Source organism: Bacillus sp. RAR_M1_44 (assembly GCF_020165935.1).
Classification (GTDB): Bacteria; Bacillota; Bacilli; order Bacillales; family Bacillaceae; genus Bacillus; species Bacillus altitudinis.
Genome location: NZ_JAIUKX010000001.1, coordinates 2543085 through 2563176, shown reverse-complemented (window position 1 = coordinate 2563176; position 20092 = coordinate 2543085). Strand labels below are relative to the sequence as shown.

General features: G+C 36.6%; 17 protein-coding genes. 4 read left to right on the top strand and 13 right to left on the bottom strand.

What is annotated here, in order from left to right:
* Nucleotides 1-36: 36 nt before the first annotated feature.
* The 9 genes from LCD34_RS13410 to groES all read right to left on the bottom strand — a co-directional run bounded on the left by LCD34_RS13410 (nucleotide 37) and on the right by groES (nucleotide 13799).
* Nucleotides 37-1187 (bottom strand): IS3 family transposase gene (locus LCD34_RS13410; protein WP_224559305.1). Its coding sequence is split into 2 segments (ribosomal slippage): nucleotides 37-914 and nucleotides 914-1187, totalling 1152 coding nucleotides; the frame shifts between segments, so codons are not numbered across the junction.
* Between the two features lie 115 nt (nucleotides 1188-1302).
* Nucleotides 1303-1728, bottom strand: a complete 426-nt coding sequence (locus LCD34_RS13405; RefSeq protein WP_039170032.1) for a hypothetical protein — start codon at nucleotides 1726-1728, stop codon at nucleotides 1303-1305.
* Nucleotides 1729-2339: 611 nt separating this feature from the next.
* Nucleotides 2340-4181 carry an AIPR family protein gene (locus LCD34_RS13400; protein ID WP_224559303.1) on the bottom strand — a complete coding sequence of 614 codons (1842 nt, stop codon included), beginning with the start codon at nucleotides 4179-4181 and terminating at the stop codon, nucleotides 2340-2342.
* Nucleotides 4182-4185: 4 nt separating this feature from the next.
* The gene (locus tag LCD34_RS13395; protein ID WP_224559301.1) at nucleotides 4186-5205 is read right to left on the bottom strand and encodes a PD-(D/E)XK motif protein; all 1020 of its coding nucleotides are present in this window, start codon (nucleotides 5203-5205) and stop codon (nucleotides 4186-4188) included.
* Between the two features lies 1 nt (nucleotide 5206).
* Nucleotides 5207-7882 (bottom strand): Z1 domain-containing protein, encoded by a 2676-nt coding sequence (locus tag LCD34_RS13390; RefSeq protein ID WP_224559299.1) that lies wholly within the window; start codon nucleotides 7880-7882, stop codon nucleotides 5207-5209.
* Nucleotides 7869-9347 carry an ATP-binding protein gene (locus tag LCD34_RS13385; protein ID WP_224559297.1) on the bottom strand — a complete coding sequence of 493 codons (1479 nt, stop codon included), beginning with the start codon at nucleotides 9345-9347 and terminating at the stop codon, nucleotides 7869-7871. The genes LCD34_RS13390 and LCD34_RS13385 overlap by 14 nt, the downstream gene beginning before the upstream one ends.
* A gap of 176 nt (nucleotides 9348-9523) precedes the next feature.
* Nucleotides 9524-11281, bottom strand: a complete 1758-nt coding sequence (locus LCD34_RS13380; protein ID WP_224559295.1) for a DNA cytosine methyltransferase — start codon at nucleotides 11279-11281, stop codon at nucleotides 9524-9526.
* A 542-nt stretch (nucleotides 11282-11823) separates the two neighbouring features.
* Nucleotides 11824-13458, bottom strand: a complete 1635-nt coding sequence (groL, locus tag LCD34_RS13375; RefSeq protein WP_007496015.1) for a chaperonin GroEL — start codon at nucleotides 13456-13458, stop codon at nucleotides 11824-11826.
* A gap of 56 nt (nucleotides 13459-13514) precedes the next feature.
* The gene (gene groES, locus LCD34_RS13370; protein ID WP_224559293.1) at nucleotides 13515-13799 is read right to left on the bottom strand and encodes a co-chaperone GroES; all 285 of its coding nucleotides are present in this window, start codon (nucleotides 13797-13799) and stop codon (nucleotides 13515-13517) included.
* 229 nt (nucleotides 13800-14028) lie between these two features.
* Here groES and LCD34_RS13365 point away from each other — a divergent pair, with 229 nt between their 5' ends.
* Genes LCD34_RS13365 through LCD34_RS13355 form a run of 3 tightly spaced genes read left to right on the top strand, consistent with a single transcriptional unit; the run spans nucleotide 14029 to nucleotide 15638 of the window.
* Entirely contained in the window at nucleotides 14029-14763 is a 735-nt protein-coding gene (locus LCD34_RS13365) for a CPBP family intramembrane glutamic endopeptidase (RefSeq protein ID WP_008344365.1), read from the top strand.
* On the top strand, nucleotides 14760-14954 hold the full coding sequence (locus LCD34_RS13360) for a YdiK family protein (protein WP_017366710.1): 195 nt from the start codon (nucleotides 14760-14762) through the stop codon (nucleotides 14952-14954). Before LCD34_RS13365 ends, LCD34_RS13360 begins: the two co-directional genes overlap by 4 nt.
* Before the next feature lie 57 nt (nucleotides 14955-15011).
* Entirely contained in the window at nucleotides 15012-15638 is a 627-nt protein-coding gene (locus LCD34_RS13355; protein WP_224559291.1) for an NUDIX hydrolase, read from the top strand.
* Nucleotides 15639-15677: 39 nt separating this feature from the next.
* Here LCD34_RS13355 and tatC read toward each other — a convergent pair whose 3' ends face one another.
* From tatC to moaC, 4 genes are read right to left on the bottom strand one after another with little or no spacing between them, the layout of a single operon-like run.
* Nucleotides 15678-16442 (bottom strand): twin-arginine translocase subunit TatC, encoded by a 765-nt coding sequence (tatC, locus tag LCD34_RS13350; protein WP_135226948.1) that lies wholly within the window; start codon nucleotides 16440-16442, stop codon nucleotides 15678-15680.
* Nucleotides 16443-16448: 6 nt separating this feature from the next.
* Entirely contained in the window at nucleotides 16449-16628 is a 180-nt protein-coding gene (locus LCD34_RS13345; protein ID WP_012009077.1) for a twin-arginine translocase TatA/TatE family subunit, read from the bottom strand.
* 27 nt (nucleotides 16629-16655) lie between these two features.
* The gene (locus LCD34_RS13340) at nucleotides 16656-17309 is read right to left on the bottom strand and encodes a redox-sensing transcriptional repressor Rex (RefSeq protein ID WP_073414387.1); all 654 of its coding nucleotides are present in this window, start codon (nucleotides 17307-17309) and stop codon (nucleotides 16656-16658) included.
* Nucleotides 17310-17324: 15 nt separating this feature from the next.
* Nucleotides 17325-17816, bottom strand: coding sequence for a cyclic pyranopterin monophosphate synthase MoaC (gene moaC, locus LCD34_RS13335; RefSeq protein WP_026050052.1), 492 nt, complete (start codon nucleotides 17814-17816; stop codon nucleotides 17325-17327).
* A gap of 138 nt (nucleotides 17817-17954) precedes the next feature.
* Here moaC and LCD34_RS13330 point away from each other — a divergent pair, with 138 nt between their 5' ends.
* Complete coding sequence (locus tag LCD34_RS13330; RefSeq protein WP_224559289.1) at nucleotides 17955-19877, top strand: ABC-F family ATP-binding cassette domain-containing protein; 1923 nt, start codon at nucleotides 17955-17957, stop codon at nucleotides 19875-19877.
* Nucleotides 19878-20092 lie beyond the last annotated feature (215 nt).

Sequence of the window (20092 nt, the reverse complement as noted above, 5' to 3'; positions counted from 1 at the left end):
CTGACCCCCGTTTTTGAGACAGGGATCAAAACACCTTTATACAGCCAATTGCCGATAGTTTATCGGTGATTGGTTGTTTAGTTTCGTTTGAATACGAATGTTGTTATCATAATAAATGTATTCTTTGACAGTGCGTTCTACGATGGTGGTCGTAGTGCGATCAATCCTGTTAAGATAGAACGTTTCAGACTTTAGTGAGGAATGAAACGATTCGATGGAGGCATTATCAGCGGGCGTCCCTTTACGGGACATGCTCATGGTAATGCCTTTTATATGAACAGCTTTCTGATACTCGTAAGATGTATACACAGAACCTTGATCGCTATGTAACACGCAATTCTCAGGCAGTGCTGGGAGCTGATTAAGTGTGTTTAAGATAAAGTCTGTGTCCTGCTTATCACCAATCGTAAAAGCAATCACTTCTCCATTATATGAATCCAATATGCTGGAAAGGTACAATTGTTTCTGTCCATAAGGCAAATACGTGATGTCCGTTACTAGTTTTTCAAGAGGTCGATCAGACTGAAAATTCCGATCCAGTATATTACCAGCCACGGCATAGGGCTGCCCATTCTTCTTACGCTTTTTCATTTTAACCCGGCATTGCCACTGGTTTTTCTGCATGATACGTTGAACAGTTTTATGGTTAATACGCATTCCCATTTTTAGTATGGCTGTGATTTTCCGATAACCATATCGATATTTGTGCTTTCGGCACAACGTGCCGACCTGTTTCTCTAGTTGTCTTTTAGAATGATTCTGAGTCAGATTCTTTTTCCATCTATAATACGAAGTGCGTGAAATGCCTAAATGAAAACAGATGTCCTGTACCGTCATCGTTTTGCACAATTCATCTACCAGTTTGATTGACGTTTCCTTATCAACTTCCTTTCCAATTCGTTGTACTTTTTTAAAACTTCATTCTGTTGACTCAAATAGCGATTTTCTGCCCGCAGTCTCTCTAATTCGGAAGAGTACTCGGGTCCCTTTCCATAGGAATATTGTTTTCCAACAGGTTGTTCGAACCTGTGTGTATCCCCAGCTTTATGCCATCTCACCCATGTCTGAACCTGCGTCTTATTCTTGATATTCAATTCCTGCATGATCTCTTTCATAGGTACGCCTGCTAATCTCATTTGCACAGCCTTCTGTTTGACTTCAACCGGATAACTCACTCTTGTCCCCATAGAAAAAACACCTCCATGTTTTATTTCGGATCACAACGATCCGTTTTCAAACTTGAAGGTGTTTTTTATTTGTCTCATCTTTTGGGGTCAGTCCCGGTCGCTCTACAAGCTTCTTTTATTGTATATTTTCATTTAAATCTTCTCTTATGATATCAATCAGCGTGTCAATATCCGAGTGAGCTCTAGATGCTAATCGTACCAGCAAATGATCGATATCCTCATACAAATGACGATCTTTCAACATATACTTCCCATAATACGGAATGACAAAGAAATAGAGCAAATCAGCTACTTCTAGTGCAACGTCATCACCAACTTCATTCTTTAGCGCCTCCCCAACACATTGGATCAGCCAATTCAAATCTTCTTTCTTTTCAATCGGAACGTACATCAGCTGATGAATACGGTCCGTATCTCCCGTTTGTAAAATCTGCTCCGCTGCTCCCTTTGATAGAGCACCAATCTCTTTAGAAGATATATTAAGAACCGCGAATTCATTCTCTGATCTGTCTTGATCCATTTGCAGCACGTTTTGGTCCATCTAGACTCACTCCCCGTTCTCAGATACTTTTATTATAAGGAATTTATCTGATTTTTTATGGAAATAGTGGATTTTTTTATGTAATTTTAAACAAAAAAAAGAACCCCATTTTATTTTTAAATTTCAATTGGAGCAAAAAAACATTGCGCCCTATTTCAACAAATATTAATATATGGATGTTAATAGATTGAAAGGGATGAGGTAAACAACAATGGATCAAAGGAATAATTATCGTTAAGATTCTAGTACTTGGGTGTGGAATCTTTCCTTTTACACATGAATCATGCGACATCAGTCGCCTCTCATGGCAAAAAGAAGCGAAAGGCTTGCCAAACATGCCCATAAATTTGGTTTATCATCTGCTATCCAAAGGTAAAGAAAAAGTGACAAGATATAAAAATAAGCCATCGCCTCGTATCAATAAATGAAAATAAAGTAAAAAAGAACCACAAAACTCTAAAAGAATATTTAGATTATAATACATAAAAAAATATAGCAACAATATTTCATTAGTAAGAAATAGAAATATTTTCAATAATCTTTTAAAAACATGAAACAGGATAGATTCATTTTATTCCTATTTATTAGGTGTGTTATTTTTACAGTCAATCTTACACAAGTTCCCCTAACACAGCAGCCGACTCCTTAATAAATCCATCCCAACAATCCTGTTTTTTTGCCCACTGTGTAACATTCTGATCTCCTGCTGACTCCCTTAGATAATTTAAAGCATTTGATGCTATAATCCTAATTACACCTTCCCATTCTTCAGATAACTCTTGCTTGTTCCAGACATCTATTAGCATAATGCTATCCCTGTATAAATGACCAAGCATAGCTGCAGTGTAGTAAATAACGTTTGCTCTGTAGCCTTTTAATTTCATCCCATCAACTATCTTTGCAACATAGGCATTGATTAACCTTCTAGCAATCAGTTCCTTATAAAAATTGTCACTGATATCTTGTATTGGCTTTGTAACTTCGCCATTATCATTTGTATTCAGGCTTTGCTTCCAATACTGACTGTTTAAGTCCATAAACTTCTTGAAAGCTTCCTCTCCACCTTTACTTGAGACATGAGGATATCCCTCCCAAGACATAAAGTATTTCGCTAATTCAACCTTTGTTATAACGTTTTCTTTAGGGTACATCTTCTTAAATGCTGTTTGTTCTTTTCCTTTTGAACGCCGGCTAATATCAACCATGTATTGACCTCTAGCACGTTCGAAGTACCACTTGGATTCTTCTTTACTATTATCAAATGAAGGGATCCATGTATTGCGTGATAGTTTTTCAATATCTGACATAAACCTTGTATTAGCCAATAGATCAGATTTATTTATCTTATTTTGAGTGTTTGCATATTCAGATATTTTTGTAATAAGTTGATCTTCTATATCATGGCGGTCTACATTTGGGACATTATTTACCTCACCTGTATTTAAAATAGTTAATTTAGTTTGTACATTTACTCCTTCAAGATCAATTCCATTCTTATACGCCTGATGAATAGAAGCTGTTGTTTGACCTCCGTTAACAATTTGCCAGCTAGTTAACGATTTAATCTCATAAAGACTTGAATTTCCTATTTGAACAATTTCACCAGACTTGGCAACACTAGAAATACCGTTGTTATATGCAAAAAACAGTTCTCGTTGCTCTGAGTCTTTTAACGTATCTCGTATACCTTTGTTTGTTCCTCCGCGGGCTTGTAGAAATGAACGCACATTTCGCTCTACCAATTTTGGTCCCCAGTCATCATATAGTTTTGCTAGTAAAAGTGCAGGGATAGCACCAATGTAGCAATCTATTAGGCCATTTCCTGTACGGTTAGTGATGTGCATAAATTGAATGATTGAGTTATATTCATCTTCAAATTGAATTTCAAAATCTCTTATACCTTGCTCTGCTTCAGAGAGTTTATAAACTCTGTCCATGTCCCAAACATGTACATTTACTGTCTCAATTCCAGGAATAGATAAATCTATTGGTTTATTTGTAAAATAAAACTTACTGGAGACTACAAATATATTTACTTCCTCTATCTCATTACGATTACTTCTAATTAACTTAATTAGATCAAGAATTTCCATTGATTTATCTGCTGTTTTAAAGATAGAGTCTACGTTGGTAAAGAACCTTTTCGCTCTGTTTGCCACCTCTTTAATTGTGGTCATATTAACTACCGGTATAGAATCATTTGTAAATAATGGTTCATAATCAACAACGTAGAGGTTAAGGACATCCGTATCTTCAAAGTAAAGATATCCGTTTATTTGTAGCTTTAAGTCTCGTTTAGCATAATATATAAGTGCAGGTTCGTCATTCACATTGATATATGGAAGGACCTCTTGCAAAAACGGTGTTTGTCTTGATCCCACAACATTTGCCTTCTGCTCAACAGTGTCTAAAAATTCTTTTAAAAATTCGAGTTTTCGTTTATTTTCAATCATTTCTCTACTTCCTTTTATCTAACTTAAATACATCTTCCACAGCCACTATGAATTCTTCACAATGAGATAAATCTAAGGAATAGGAAATCCTACTTATACCTTTAGGAAGCTGTTTCGATTCTATTCTTGGAAAATTTCCTCTTACCTCGTAAGCTAATTCTTCATGTATAAAAAAACAATTACTATTATACTCTTCCACCCTAATATTTTTTAATAAAAGTGTTTCTCTAAATTTAACCGCAAGTGAGGGGGCTTTTTTTATAAGCTTCTCATCAATATTTTTTGCTATATTTTCCAAAGTGCTACCAACCGCGTCGTTCTTCTCAATTTTAAGTACATATAAGAATAACTCGTTGATAACAGGATTAAGCTCTAACTGTTTTTCACTGGAAATCTTGACTTCATCCCTTAACTTTGGAGATAGGGTTTTAATCTCAATACCACTTTTCTTTCTTACAAAGTCTATTCTGAACCTTAAAGGTCCTTTCCAATCATTAATAATTAATGGAGGAGCTGACGGAAAATATTCTAGCCATTTGTTAATATAATATAACTCTCCAAATAAACCTGCTTCCTCTTCTTCAGAGAGTTTGGCTTCCCAATTTTTTTTAAAGAAGTTATGCCATCTATCTAGTACTTCATATAGCGATGTATACAAAGGTAAGTCTTCTTCTACTAGAATGTGATCTACGATGTTCTGCAAAACATTTTCGAATATATCGTCACTCTTGTTTACTTCTTGTGATATTACTAAGAAATTCTTTTCTTTTAATGGTCCAATCTTGGCAAAATACTCTTGATTAATGTGGATTCCTCTCCACTGAGGGAATGCTTTTAATTGGTCTGTATTCCAACTTTCATTGGTAATATCTATATATAATCGCTTTTGATTATTTAATAAATCTAACCCTATCAACAAGTATGGTTTTTGAAAATAAATTGGCTCTAGCTGGTACAAATCTTTATTTTCTTCTCCTAACGCACGTTCCTCTAGTGCATTAAATAAATTGGATATATTTAACATATTAATTTTCCCTTCCAACTGTTCGATTATGAACGTACCCATAGTTAGTTTTTGTTTTATCACCTGATTTTGAAGAATCTAGTTCTACATCTGGAAATGATAATGCGATCCCTATTGGTACTAAATTCTCACTGAAGTTTATATTTAACTTTATAAATGGTTCTACATCTGGATGCAACGGATATATCATCAGTAGAGGGTTCTCTTTGTTCCGTAGTTCTTTATTTTTAGCTTTGTTATCCGAACTACCTTCAATATCAACAAACTCTTGATTAGAAGCAACAATCGCGCCTAAGTCTACCAGCTTATTTGCTTTTCCTTTGTCTTTGTCTATACTTCTTAACACTGCACTTTGAATTGATATGGGGCCTAAGTTGACTTTCCTCTTTTTTATTCCCTTCCTTTTTACTGAATGGCTATTTAAAGTGCTACAAGTAACATCTATCACAGCTACATTAAACATATTCAACATACCTTTATTGTTTAAATCGGCTATATAGTTAGCTATTTTCTTACTATTTACCTTTGAAGCAGTTGAACTAGTTTGATAATTAAGTAAAAATTCAATAATAGTAGTACTCGATATTTGTTTAGCTATATGGTAACGAGTAGATCCATCTTTTATCTTAAATTGATTACCTATGCTGTTGAGTAATTTAAGAGTTGCATTCATATTCTTTTCATAAAATGCCTTATCCTTTTCAAAAATACGAGTTTGCTGTAGACTGTTCGAGTAATCTGGAGTTTTTTCTGCAGCCTTCATTTTATTTGGGCTAGTAACACTCATACTCTTGTGATCTTTCATTTTCGCAGCATACTCTTCTGGTGTAACATTTAACTCATCATATTTTTTGAATTCTTCTCTTAGTTCACTCATTACTATAGCAAGATGTTCGAAATGCTCTGCTAGTTCCTTACTAGTATAAATACGACACAGATCCATATAACCTTTTCGATAACCAAACCACCTTCCCATCTGCATTAATGAGTCATACATAGCACTGTTTCGGTAGTAATAAGAAATAGATAAACCATCTAAGGTTAATCCCCTAGATAATTTGTTACCGCCAATTACAATGACGTTTAATCCATTTTCTTTGTGCTTTTCATATTCTAGTGCGTCTTCACTTTCACCGTTTATTTCCATCACTTCTACCTTACCAATAATCTTTCTAACTTCTTTATAAACTTCTATCCAAGAATAAATTTGATATTTTTCATGAGACAAATCAGTAAATGATTGAATTGGAACAATATCTTCTTCATATAAAACTCTTAATTTATCTATGAACTGACTATCTGAATCGTAAAGTACTTCATTAGACAATTTATTATAAAACTTGTCAATGACACTACACATTGAGTTCTGAACATCCGTGAACCTACTAGTGTGTATAAGCATAGAATTATGTTCGTTCTTTTGTCCTCTTAGATTTCTAATAGCAATATTTAATAAGAATGAAAGAATAGCCTCCTCCATAGTTGGTGGAACTTCTTTGAATAAGTCTCTATCCTCTTTACTTTTTATATCATCTAGTAAACTAACATCCATTTCACTAAGATATCTAATGTACATCGGTTTATTATCTTCCATATATCCAGATGTGTTAAAAAACTCATCTGGGCCACAATAGTCGTTGGGTTTGGGTAACGATATTGCAAAGTCTTTTGGGTATAAGTCAATCCCAACATCATTGTGATTCGCATCAGCGTCAATTAATAAATTCGCAAACGATGTAGCAGTATAACCTACATATGCTTTTTTATTGAATAAGCTTAATAGTTCTCTAACAAGCTTATTTATAGTACTTGGTTTGGTTTTAGTACCTGTATCAACACTAGCCTGGTCTGCCTCATCATCAATAATTAAGGTTGGTGGATTAATTTCTGACATATTAATACTTGTCCTAATCAATTCGATAAGGTTCGGAAGAACATCTTTATGTTTCTTTACAACTGCCAATATAGGCTTATCTAAGTTCTTAATTCCAATGGCATTGGCTGTTGAGATATCCTCTTGTGGTGTTGTCCATGTTTCTATTTGTGTACCACCAATTTTTATCTTAGCTACTCCTTGTTTTTCATTTGTAATAGGATCTATAGTCCCTACAACCTCTTTTTCTAGACGAAGTTGAGTTTGAGTTCTTAAATCGTTGTGCATTCCAGCTAATACGATTATTAGTTTATAACCAACATCAAATGCTTTATTGATTAGTCCTGTAAAGTTAGCAGTCTTACCTGATTGGACATACCCCAACACCAATCCCCTATTATCAAAGTTTTCATTCGCCTTTGGGTTACCTATACAATTTAGTATTTCATTGGTAGAAATATCTATAGAACTGACCGTATCATCATCCCATTTCTTCTCACTTAAAAGATACTTTTCATATCTTGGCCAGAAATATGAGTATCCCCTAGAGTAACCCTCCCAATTAAATGATCCATTCCCTTTTAAAACACCGGGCTTTTCTACATTAATAGAAGCGTATCTTGCGTAAGCTTCCAATGCCAAACTTTCCCTTACCTCTTCCTCTATCTGTCCAATATTGTTAGTAAAATGTTCTTCCGTTTCTCTTATTGCTTTATTTATCGGGTCTTGCATACCATGGTTTTTGTACAGTGTGAATAAGTTATCAATCATATCCATATAGCTATCTCTATCAAAATTTGACACTAGCAACAACTTCTTTCTTTACGATATCTTGTATAGTCTGAATCTCTATACTCTCAAAGCCATTCATTAATGAAATGGACTCTGAGATTTGATCCAGACTTATTTCTACACCAGAATTTACAATTATTCCCGCATATTCTATAATTGTTTTCTTTTGATTCTCATCGATTGTTTGCCTATCTTGTTTAACCATCGATTCCGTCTTTAATAGATTGTTGGGTGATCCTAACTCAATTAATTTAAGGTATAGATTTACTTTCCTTTTTACTCCATCATCTAAATTTTTCAAAATATTTGTCAATACGGGATGGTTTCTGTTGAGCATATAATTGCTAATATTGTCATCTAACTGTAATTCCCATGTGTTTAATGAGCCTTTAACTTTTTCCCCTGATCGTGATGCTCTAGTTCTATAGAGCATTATTTCATGGGAAATGTGTCTATAGTATTTTGCGATCGCTTCCAATGCTTCCTTGATATCTTCTGGAATAGTGACAGTAGATTTCTTAACGTCTAACTTCCATTCTTCATCGGCTTCATTAGTAAAGTCTACTTTTATTCTTACTAATTCTGAGATTGCATCTCTGGGAAACAATCCGAACCAATCGCCATATGATACCAATCTATTCTCCCTATAAATATAAAAACCTTGTTGATCTCTCCAGCCTTTTATCCCCCCAGCTTCTCTATGCTCTTTTTTATTAAAAGTTGCAGGATGTGGAAGTACATAAGGGGTAACCACCACTTTTTTTCTATTTAATTGAATATATTGAACCTCTCCCTCATAACATCTGGGGTTTTTTTTCAAGAATGGATCCCACGATGAAAGCATATTATCATTAATTTCCAAAATAATATTTTCTTCTAATAAGACGTGAAAAACCATCTCTAAGTACTTCTGAATACGATTCACCTTACTAAAGAAGCTACCTGACTTAATAATATTATTAGTCCCATAACCGGAAAATCTATCAAGTTTATCAATAAACACAATAGTACCGTTATCCCCATGTATTTCATCGAAATCTAGTGCAATATCTTCTGGTATTGATTTATAAAGTAACCATTCATTTTCTTTACTTACATAGTCCAAGTCCCAACATCTGACAGAGAACTTAGAGGCCTTTTTACTAACAACGGTTAATCTTTTCCCCAAAGAAAAAGATGCAGTTTTTAACCCCATACCAAATCTACCTAATTCTTTACTCTCTCGTTTATCTCTCGGGTCCTTAGATCCAACAGTCATAGCTGTTTGTAGTTCTTTTTCATCCATACCGATACCGTTATCAATTATTTTAATAGAGCCATTACCTTCGTTATATGAAAAATAAAGACTAATTTTAGTCGCTTTAGCATCAACACTATTATCTATTAAATCAGCTATCGCTGTCTGAGAGTTGTACCCAATACTTCGTAAAGCTTGGATTACTGGAGCAGCCAATGGTTGTGTAATTATTTCGCCCATAAAGTTCACCTATTTCCACTTGAATTCCATATAATTTATTCTAGCAGGTTAAACAATTAAAAACAGCTTAATCACTCAAATTCATATGAAAAATTTAGAAAATGTGAGTGCTTCTAGAAATTAATTTTCTATAAAAAAAATCCTAGAGGATTCCTTACCTCTAGGATTTTTGTAATTTACTTATTTCTAAATTCATCTTTCACTAAGTTTTTCGGTATAATTCCCATTTGTATTAACATCGACTCAGCCACAGCTCTAGCTAGTAAAGGAGGGACCGCATTGCCTATTTGTTGATATTGCTTATCCTTAGAACCTACGAATCTGTAGTTATCTCTAAAAGACTGTAATCTAGCCGCTTCCCTTATACTTATTGCTTCTGCTTTAATAGGATGTTGCCACATTGATTTTCTAACATTTACCACTGTTGGGGATGCTTGCTTATAATTTAGTTTTAAGTAAATAGTATTCTGTGTCCTAGATGCATCAGTGTAGGTTATATTCTTTAACTCTTCCGAAAGACTATGGAAATTCCCCCCTCCTTTTTCACTTATTTCTTCGAATCTTTTTTTACTCAACGGTTTGCTATCCGTATTAACGTGGTTATATATCACTTTTTTCATTAGTCCACTTCTATAATACTTTTGCATATTTGTGCTACCATTTTTTACATCGTAAACTTGTTCATCGTCGGACACATTTTTATTTGGTTGGATAAAATATAAATCTTTTATTGCATCCTCAACGGTAAATGAGATATTGTTTCCTGGCTTCGGTAAGGATATTTCTCCATTTACACTCTTTTCTTTCCTCAAACCCATAAATATAAAACGATGTCTCTTTTGTGGTACAAAGAAATCGCTTGAATTAAGGACACCTGATGTCACATCATAACCTAAATACCTAAAAAACTTATCTAGATACTCTACTATATTGTACGAAAGAACTTCTACGACAACTTTGCACTTTTCAGTACCTTTTATAGTGATTTCACCTAACGTTAAGATGTGCTCATCCATTAACTCTTTTCTATATTGAATTAACTGGTTGATTTCAAAAAAAGAACATAAGACATCTAACACAAGTTTATTTTCATACTTATCTTTCCTTAAAATCAGCTCTAAATTTTCAATCGTATCTATAACAAGTTTGAGGAGATCATTTTTTTGAATGGCATTACTTGATATAAGCGACTTTAAATCAGTAATTATTTTAACAATTTCTGTATTTTCTAATCTGTTTTCACCAATAGACTTTTCTTCTTTCAACTTTCTAATTATACTTCTTATCCTTGAAAGGTGTACATCTTTCAATAGAGTGACATTCTGAACATTTAAACTTAGCACCTGTCTAATAAGGTTTCTACTATGATTATCTTTAGTTTCCAGTAGCACTAATTCATCTCTATGCCAAAACGGTTTTGCATTTTTATTGATAGTCTCTAAATGTTTTAGTGAGCTATAAGCATAAATAGAATCTTCAAAATAATGTGTGACAAAGAATTTATGTGTCTTAGAATTCATTGATTTTACATTTTCCATTAAAAAAGCAACCGGCCTTACTTCATCAATTACTCTAGCGAATTCCTTAACAAGTTGGTTATTCCCTGAAATCAAGTAGTTCTTTTGTCTATTTGCATTAGAGAAACCTTGACAAGGAGGCCCTCCAATAACAACCATGTCTTTTGTATAAGCAGTATTCGGCGTTGCATAAGGCTTAAAATTAATACGACTTATATCACTAGTATTAGAATTTTTAGGTGTAATGATAATATCTTTATTCCCACCATGATTTAGAATATAGGTTTCTCTTGCATCTTTATTTATTTCTACAGCACCAACAACCTCAAAATTTCCAGTTTGCAAGAATCCATTACTTAATCCACCCGCTCCAGCAAAAAGGTCAATCAACTTAAATTTTTTCACTTCACTACTCAATATACTCTCTCCTAAAAATAATTCGATATAAGCAGCATATATCGAGGGGAACGATTTAGCAACAAAATTTCAACTTAATAATAAAAATTTTTTCGCAGAAATAAAGAACATATAATTACAATAGCAAACGCAGAGTAAATTTATATTTGGAAAAATATTTATCTTTATTTCAAAAACACATATAGATTTATTTCGATTATAGATAATCCATATATATTAATGCCATTTTAGAAAGCCATGAAGATGGAAGATTTCAGACAGCGAGGGAAAACATGAAGTTATCATATATATTTGGGTTTAGCTCCACTTACAAAAAAGACTGCCCATTTTCTTAAATTAGCTTATACAGACGGGCTTGAAATGATCATCTTGTTTTTCCGATAAAGGAGGAAAAGGCCTCCCAACAGTTTAACAAACTGATGAAAGACCTACTCCTATAGTTAGCTTTTCTATCTTAGGTTGCTTAAGCGAGGACAAAATCAAGGACAAGAAAGCATATTATCATTTTAGACTGTTGATATAACAAGGTTTTAAAACCTATATTACATCATTCCGCCCATTCCGCCCATACCGCCCATATCCGGCATTCCGCCGCCTGAGCCGCCTTCTTCTGGTTTGTCAGCTACGACTGCTTCAGTTGTAAGAAGCATAGCTGCTACAGAAGCTGCGTTTTGAAGTGCAGAGCGAGTGACTTTTGTTGGGTCAACGATTCCTTTTTCGATCATGTTTACCCATTCGTTTGTTGCTGCGTTGAAGCCTACGCCAATTTCTTCGTTTTTCAAGCGCTCAACGATGACTGATCCTTCAAGACCTGCGTTGTGAGCGATTTGACGAATTGGCTCTTCAAGAGAACGTAGCACGATGTTGACACCTGTTTGAACGTCACCATCAGCTTCGATGGAAGCGACTTTGTTGTATACATTCACAAGTGCTGTACCACCACCAGATACGATACCTTCTTCAACTGCTGCACGAGTTGAGTTCAGTGCATCCTCGATGCGTAGTTTACGTTCTTTTAGTTCTGTTTCAGTTGCAGCACCAACTTTGATGACAGCAACGCCGCCAGCTAGTTTTGCAAGACGTTCTTGTAATTTTTCTTTATCGAATTCAGAAGTTGTTTCTTCTACTTGCGCACGGATTTGGTTCACACGTGCTGCGATTTGAGCAGAATCTCCTGATCCTTCTACGATCGTTGTGTTTTCTTTTGTAACAACCACTTTAGACGCACGGCCAAGCTGACCAATTTCAGTTGATTTCAGGTCAAGTCCTAGGTCTTCAGTGATGAGTTCTCCGCCAGTTAGAACAGAGATGTCTTCAAGCATTGCTTTACGACGATCACCGAATCCAGGTGCTTTTACTGCCACTGCGTTGAATGTTCCACGAAGTTTGTTCACAACAAGTGTTGCAAGTGCTTCGCCTTCTACATCTTCAGCAATGATCAATAATGGTTTTCCTTGTTGTACGACTTGCTCAAGTACAGGAAGGATTTCTTGAATGTTTGTGATCTTTTTATCAGTGATTAAGATGTAAGGATTTTCAAGAACCGCTTCCATCTTATCAGAATCAGTTACCATGTATGGTGAAGCGTATCCACGGTCAAACTGCATTCCTTCAACCACTTCAAGCTCAGTTGTGAAACCTTTAGATTCTTCAATTGTGATTACGCCGTCGTTTCCTACACGCTCCATCGCTTCCGCAATGAGGCTGCCGACTTCTTCATCTGCTGCAGAAATAGACGCAACTTGAGCAATTGATTCTTTACCTTCGATTGGTTTAGAAATCTCATGCAAGCCTTCAAGTGCTACTTTCACTGCTTCTTCGATCCCTTTACGCACGCCAACAGGGTTTGCACCAGCTGTTACGTTTTTAAGACCTTCACGGATCATCGCTTGAGCTAGAACCGTTGCAGTAGTAGTACCGTCACCAGCTACATCGTTTGTTTTGCTTGCAACTTCTGCCACAAGTTTTGCACCCATGTTTTCAAATGCATCTTCTAATTCGATTTCTTTTGCAATCGTTACACCATCATTTGTGATAAGTGGAGAACCGAATTTTTTCTCAAGAACCACGTTACGTCCTTTAGGTCCTAAAGTTACTTTTACAGCATCTGCAAGTGCATCTACACCACGTAACATCGCACGACGTGCTTCTTCACTGAACTTAATATCTTTTGCCATAATAACGAAACCTCCTCAGTCTTTTTAGAAATATATCTCAATCTTTGTTTATGTGATTAACCAATAACAGCTAAAATGTCGCTTTCACGAAGGATTAAATATTCTTTTCCTTCATATTTCACTTCAGTGCCTGCATATTTTGAGAAGATAATGCGGTCGCCTGTGTTTACTTCTAACGCAACGCGCTCACCACTTTCAAGTACACGACCTGAACCTGCTGCAACAACTTTACCTTCTTGCGGTTTTTCTTTTGCAGAATCCGGTAAGACAATACCGCTAGCGGTTTTTTCCTCAGATTCAACGAGTTCAATGATTACGCGATCGCCTAATGGCTTTAACATAAGAAACAACCTCCTCAATTTTTATATGTAGTCTTTTTTAGCACTCATCATCAACGAGTGCTAACACATTTATTATAATAAAGAATGTCTTCTGCAATTTCAAGTAAAAACCTTTAAAAATTTTTACGCTTTCATGATCTTTTTTCAACTCAAATTCTTTCCTTTTCAACGAAAAAGAAGACTTGTGTTACAATAAATCTAGTTCTTTTAGTAAAGGGGTTTTCGTTACTTGAAAAAACAATATTGGTACATCATCTTAACGTATATATTGGTGCAGGTTTCTGCGTTTCCGTATGTGTTCATCATGAAGTGGTTAGGTTACATTCAGACACCGATGACACAAGCAGAGCTCTCTAAATTGTCAGGAACATGGACAATCATTAGCTTCTGTATCGGATTAATCATTATTCTGCTCATTCTTCGGACTGTGCCAAAAGCTTCACTTCGAAATGAAGCACCGGCTTCAGTCGGCGCGGCAATCGCTTGGATCATTGGCGGTTTCTTTCTTTCCCTCTTTGCACAATCCATTGCGGGGGCGATTGAACAATATGCATTTGGCATTAGCCGAGAATCCGAAAATACTCAAAACATTTTAGCCATTATGGATGCAGTTCCATGGCTTGTAATCGTCATCGCTCTGATTGGACCGATATTAGAAGAAATCATTTTTCGAAAAATCATTTTTGGTGTCGTTTATGAAAAAACGAATTTTTTCATTGGCGCACTTGTCAGTTCAGTGGTTTTTGCTGCTGTACACAATGATTTCCCACATATCTTGCTCTATACCGCAATGGGCTTTACATTTGCCTTTTTATATGCGAAAACAAAACGAATCATTGTGCCAATCGGTGCTCATATGCTGATGAATTCGCTCGTTATCCTTGTGCAGATTGAGCCAGTAAGAAAAATGATTGAAGAACAATCCCAAACAATGCAAATGATTATTGGAGGCTTTTTCTCATGAGAAACCCTGTCGTATGGGGCATTATTTATTTTGCCGTAGGTGTGGCGTTCACCTATATGGCCATTCAAAATCCAGGTGACATGTGGTCATTTTACAGCATTTTGCTGATGGTGTTTGCGGCCTATAATATTAATATCGCGTTAAAAATGTTTGCTTTTTCTGTCAAAATGAAAAAACAACAGCAAAAATAAACCAAAAACCATTTTCCGCCGTTTGGAAAATGGTTTTTTTATGGAGGTCATGTTTTCATGGAACACGAAAAACTGAACATCATGAACAATCAGCATGAAACGATTGGTACAGCCGCTCGATCTGATATCCATGCTGAGGGCCTTTGGCATGAAACCTTTCATTTCTGGCTTTTAAAAAAGGAAGATGACACAGTGTTTCTCTATTTTCAGCCGAGGAGTCCCTCCAAAAAGGATTTCCCTTCTCTATTTGATATCACAGCAGCAGGCCACCTTCTCGCAGATGAACAGCCTCCTGATGGCATCAGAGAAGTCGAAGAAGAGCTTGGTCTCTCCATCTCGTTTGAGAACCTTACCTTTGCTGGTGTCATTAAAGATGAAATCCATCTGCCTTCGTTTACCGATCGTGAGTTTTGCCATGTGTATCTTTATATGGATCAAAAAGAGCACATGGATGTCCATCTACAGAAAGAAGAAGTTGCTGGACTTTATAGAGCAAGGTTGATGGATGCACAGCAGCTTTTAAATAGAGAATGCGAAAAAATGAACATCGAGGGCTTTGAAGTGGATGCAGACGGCAAGCGACGTGAGGAAAAGAGAGAGGTCCGTATACATGATTTTGTCCCGCATGAACCTGCCTATTATGAGCATCTCTTTCAAGCAATCAATCAATTTCTTTCGCAATAGAAAAAGCATCGTGACCCCTATTAGGATCACGATGCTTTTTTATGAGACAACATCATTTTCTTTCTCCTCTGTCTCTGTTTGCTGCATTTTGCGATAGGTCACTCTTGAAATGACAATACTCACTTCATACAAAACGAGCATTGGCAAGGTAACCATGAGGTGAGAAACGATCTCTGGCGGTGTAATCAGTGCGGCAATGACAAGGAGGACAAAATAGGCATACTTCCGGATTTTTGATAAAAACATCGGTGTGATGATGCCAAGTCTTGTGAGAAACATCAACACGACAGGCATCTGAAACAAAAAGCCAAATGGAAGTGTTAACTGCATCAGAAATGTAAAATACTCATGAATCCCAATCACTTGCTCCACATGTAAATCATTTGACATCCGTATCATAAAATCGACGACAAATGGAAACAAAATAAAATAAGAGAAAGCCACACCGCTCAAAAATAAAAGCAGTGCAATCGGAATATAAGCAAGTGTCACCTTTCTTTCTTTTTCATATAAGCCAGGACTCACAAACGCCCAAAGCTGATATAAAATCACGGGACACGTCAAAACAAGAGCGATGACAAAAGCGAACTGCATAAACACGTACAGTGGATCTGTGAGCTTAAATGCGTTCAATGTCAGTGTGGCCGCTTCATCGGTATTTTGTAAATACACAATGACCGGCTTAGCGAGAAAAAAACCTGCCACCATAAAGGTGACAAAAAACATCGCAATGATCACTAAACGTTTTCGCAGTTCCACAATGTGCTCCATAAGCGGCATATCTTTGACATTCATGAAGCTCATCCTATTCTACTGATCTTCTTTTTTCTTATTTTCTTCCTGATCATCAGCTAAACCTTTTGTGGCATTTTTAAATTCACGTAATGTATCTCCTGCTGCTCTTCCTAATTGAGGAAGCTTTTTCGGCCCAAAAATAATGAGCGCAACAATCGCAATCAGAACCAAACTTCCAGGACCAATCGGACCCATTTGCTCCACCCCCTTTACCCCTTTTCGTCAATCCTCCTGTGTAATAGAGTAATGCTTTAAGAAATACACAAGAGACTGAAGTTCAACCGCCAAATCTATATGATGAATTCGAATGTGTTCCGGCACATTCAATCGAGCCGGCGTAAAGTTAAGGATTCCTTTGATGCCAAGGGCAATCAAACGATCTGTAATGGATTGAGCTGCTACGGCAGGCACTGTCAAAATCGCAACAGGAATATCTCCTACCTCTTGCACATGCTCTTCAAGCTTATCCAAATCATAGACAGGCACGCCGCCTATCTCACTTCCTATTTTACTCTCATTGACGTCAAAAGCCATTGAAATTTTTGTATTATTATTTTTAATGAAATTATAGTGTAAAAAAGCAGTCCCTAAATTCCCGACACCGATGAGCATGACATTCGTCATTTCATCTTGGTCAAGGGTCTTTCTAAAGAAGGTCAAGAGGTAATCGACATTATAGCCATACCCTTTCTTCCCAAGTGCACCAAAGTAAGAAAAATCTCGGCGAATGGTGGCAGAATCCACTTTGACTGCATCACTAAGCTCTGCCGATGACACCCTTTGTTTTCCTGATGCATGCAGATTTTTTAAAAAACGGTAGTAAAGCGGCAAACGTTTGGCTGTCGCTTGTGGAATTTTTGACTGGTCTATATTCATATAAGATCCTCCAACTTAAATATCAGATGCTCTGTGAAAATCACCGTTTTTCCCGCCTGTTTTTTCTACTAGATAGGTCGGGCCGATGATCATCCCTTTGTCTATTGCTTTGCACATGTCATAAACGGTCAGTGCACATACTGAGGCAGAAGTGAGCGCTTCCATCTCCACACCCGTACTTCCTTTTGTTTTCACCTGTACTTGTATGTTCAGAATGTACGCATTTCCGTCTTCCTCCCAATCAAAGGAGATATCGACACCTTTTAATGCAAGCGGATGACACATTGGAATGATGCTGGACGTTTGCTTTGCTGCCATGATGCCAGCTACCTGTGCGACAGACAGCACATCCCCTTTTCCAATGTCATGCTTTTGTATTTGATGAAATACTTCTTTTATCATACGAACGCTTGAAACAGCAACTGCAGTTCTCACTGTAGACGATTTGTCACTAATGTCGACCATCTTTGCTCTTCCTTGTTCGTTAAAGTGGCTAAATTGACTCATCTTTCAACGCTCCCTCACTCAAATCATACACTATTTTTTCCTATCTGTCTTTCATTTGACCATCGCAGCCGTATGTAAGATTTGCCGGTTTACTGCTGATAAGCTACACTTAACATATTATAGCAGAGGTGAAGTTACATGATGATTCTACAAGTGAATCAGCTGTCCAAATCGTTTGGCGCTGATACCGTTTTAACGAATATAAAATTGGAAGTCAAAGCGAGGGATCGTATTGCCATTGTTGGTCGTAACGGTGCAGGAAAATCCACGCTTTTAAAAATCATTGCCGGTCAAATGTCTTACGAACAAGGTGAGATCATCAAACCGAAAGACCTATCCATTGGATATCTCGCACAGCATACAGATGTGACGTCTACACGTACGCTAAAAGACGAACTACTATCCGTTTTCGATCATTTAAAAGAAATGGAACAAGAGATGAGAACCATAGAAGAGAAAATGGCTTCTTCCACAGGAACAGAATTAGATTCTCTAATGAAAACCTATGACAGGCTGCAGCAAGCATTTAAAGATCAAGGCGGCTACCAATATGAAGCGGATGTCCGCTCCATTTTACACGGACTCGGCTTTAGTCATTTTGAAGATCATACAACCGTCCAATCCTTAAGCGGCGGTCAGAAAACCCGTCTAGCGCTTGGAAAGCTATTATTGATGAAACCAGAACTCTTGATTTTGGATGAGCCAACCAACCATCTTGATATTGATACCTTATCATGGCTTGAGCAGTATTTGCAAAATTATACAGGAGCCATCCTCATCGTTTCCCATGACCGATACTTCTTAGACAAAGTCGTGAACCATGTATATGAAGTGTCAAGAACAGCGATGAAAAAGTTCGCAGGGAACTATAGTAAGTATCTTGACCAAAAAGCTGAGCAGCTAGAGCGTGATATGAAGCTGTATGAAAAACAGCAAGAAGAAATTTCGAAGCTTCAAGATTTCGTGGATCGCAACTTAGCAAGAGCCTCCACCACAAAGCGTGCTCAAAGCAGGCGGAAACAGCTGGAACGGATGGATCGTTTAGATAAACCGTTAGGAGATGAAAAATCCGCAAACTTCCATTTCGATATTATGAGGCAAAGCGGAAATGACGTGCTGAAGGTGCATGATCTCGATATTAGTTACGATAAAAAAACGCCGCTCCTCTCCTCACTCTCTTTTCATATTAAACGTGAAGATAGCGTGGCACTCATCGGTCCTAACGGTATCGGGAAATCAACTCTTTTAAAAACCTTAACGGATACGTTAAAACCAGTAAAAGGCGAGATCAGCTTTGGTTCTCATGTGACGATTGGCTACTATGATCAGGAACAAGCCAAGCTGACATCCTCCAAGAAAGTGTTAAATGAACTTTGGGATGATTATCCCCATATGACTGAAAAAGACATTCGGACTTGTTTAGGAAACTTCCTTTTTTCAGGTGATGACGTCTTAAAGCCTGTACATGCATTAAGCGGTGGAGAAAAAGCACGACTTGCGCTGGCAAAGCTGATGCTCCAAAAAGCCAATTTCCTGATTCTTGATGAGCCGACGAACCATCTTGATTTAGACAGTAAGGAAATTTTAGAGAATGCACTGATTGATTATCCAGGCACCATCTTGTTTGTTTCGCATGACCGTTACTTTATCAATCGCTTGGCAACAAAAGTACTTGAGCTTTCGCCAGATGAAACAAAAGAATACCTCGGTGACTACGACTACTATCTTGAAAAGAAAAACGAACAATTAGAGCTTGAAGCACTCCAAACTCAGGAGACGCATAAAAAACAAGCAGAAAAACCAGTAGAAACAGCAAAACTTTCCTATGCAGAAGAGAAAGAACTCAAAAAGAAAGAAAGACAAAAGCAGCGCCGAATTGAAGAAATTGAAGAGCGTATCGCTGTCATCGAAGACAAGCTCGGTGAAAACGAAGAGCTTCTATGTGATCCTGCTATTTTCCAAGATCACGAGAAAGTACAAGCCATTCAAACAGAAAATGATGCGCTCAATCAAGAGATGGAATCACTTTTTGCGGAATGGGAAGATCTATCAGATGCATAAAGAGTGCCCTAACGGGTGCTCTTTTTTTTAAGGTGAGAATCTTTATCCACAATGATACCCACAATAACATCTTGATTATTCTTAAATATTTTAAAGTTATCCACTTTATCCACAGTATTTTAATCACATATCCACATAAAAGATCACATTTATACACATTCTCTTCATTTTAAAACGAATTTTCTAACAATTGTGGATATATAACGTTTACATGT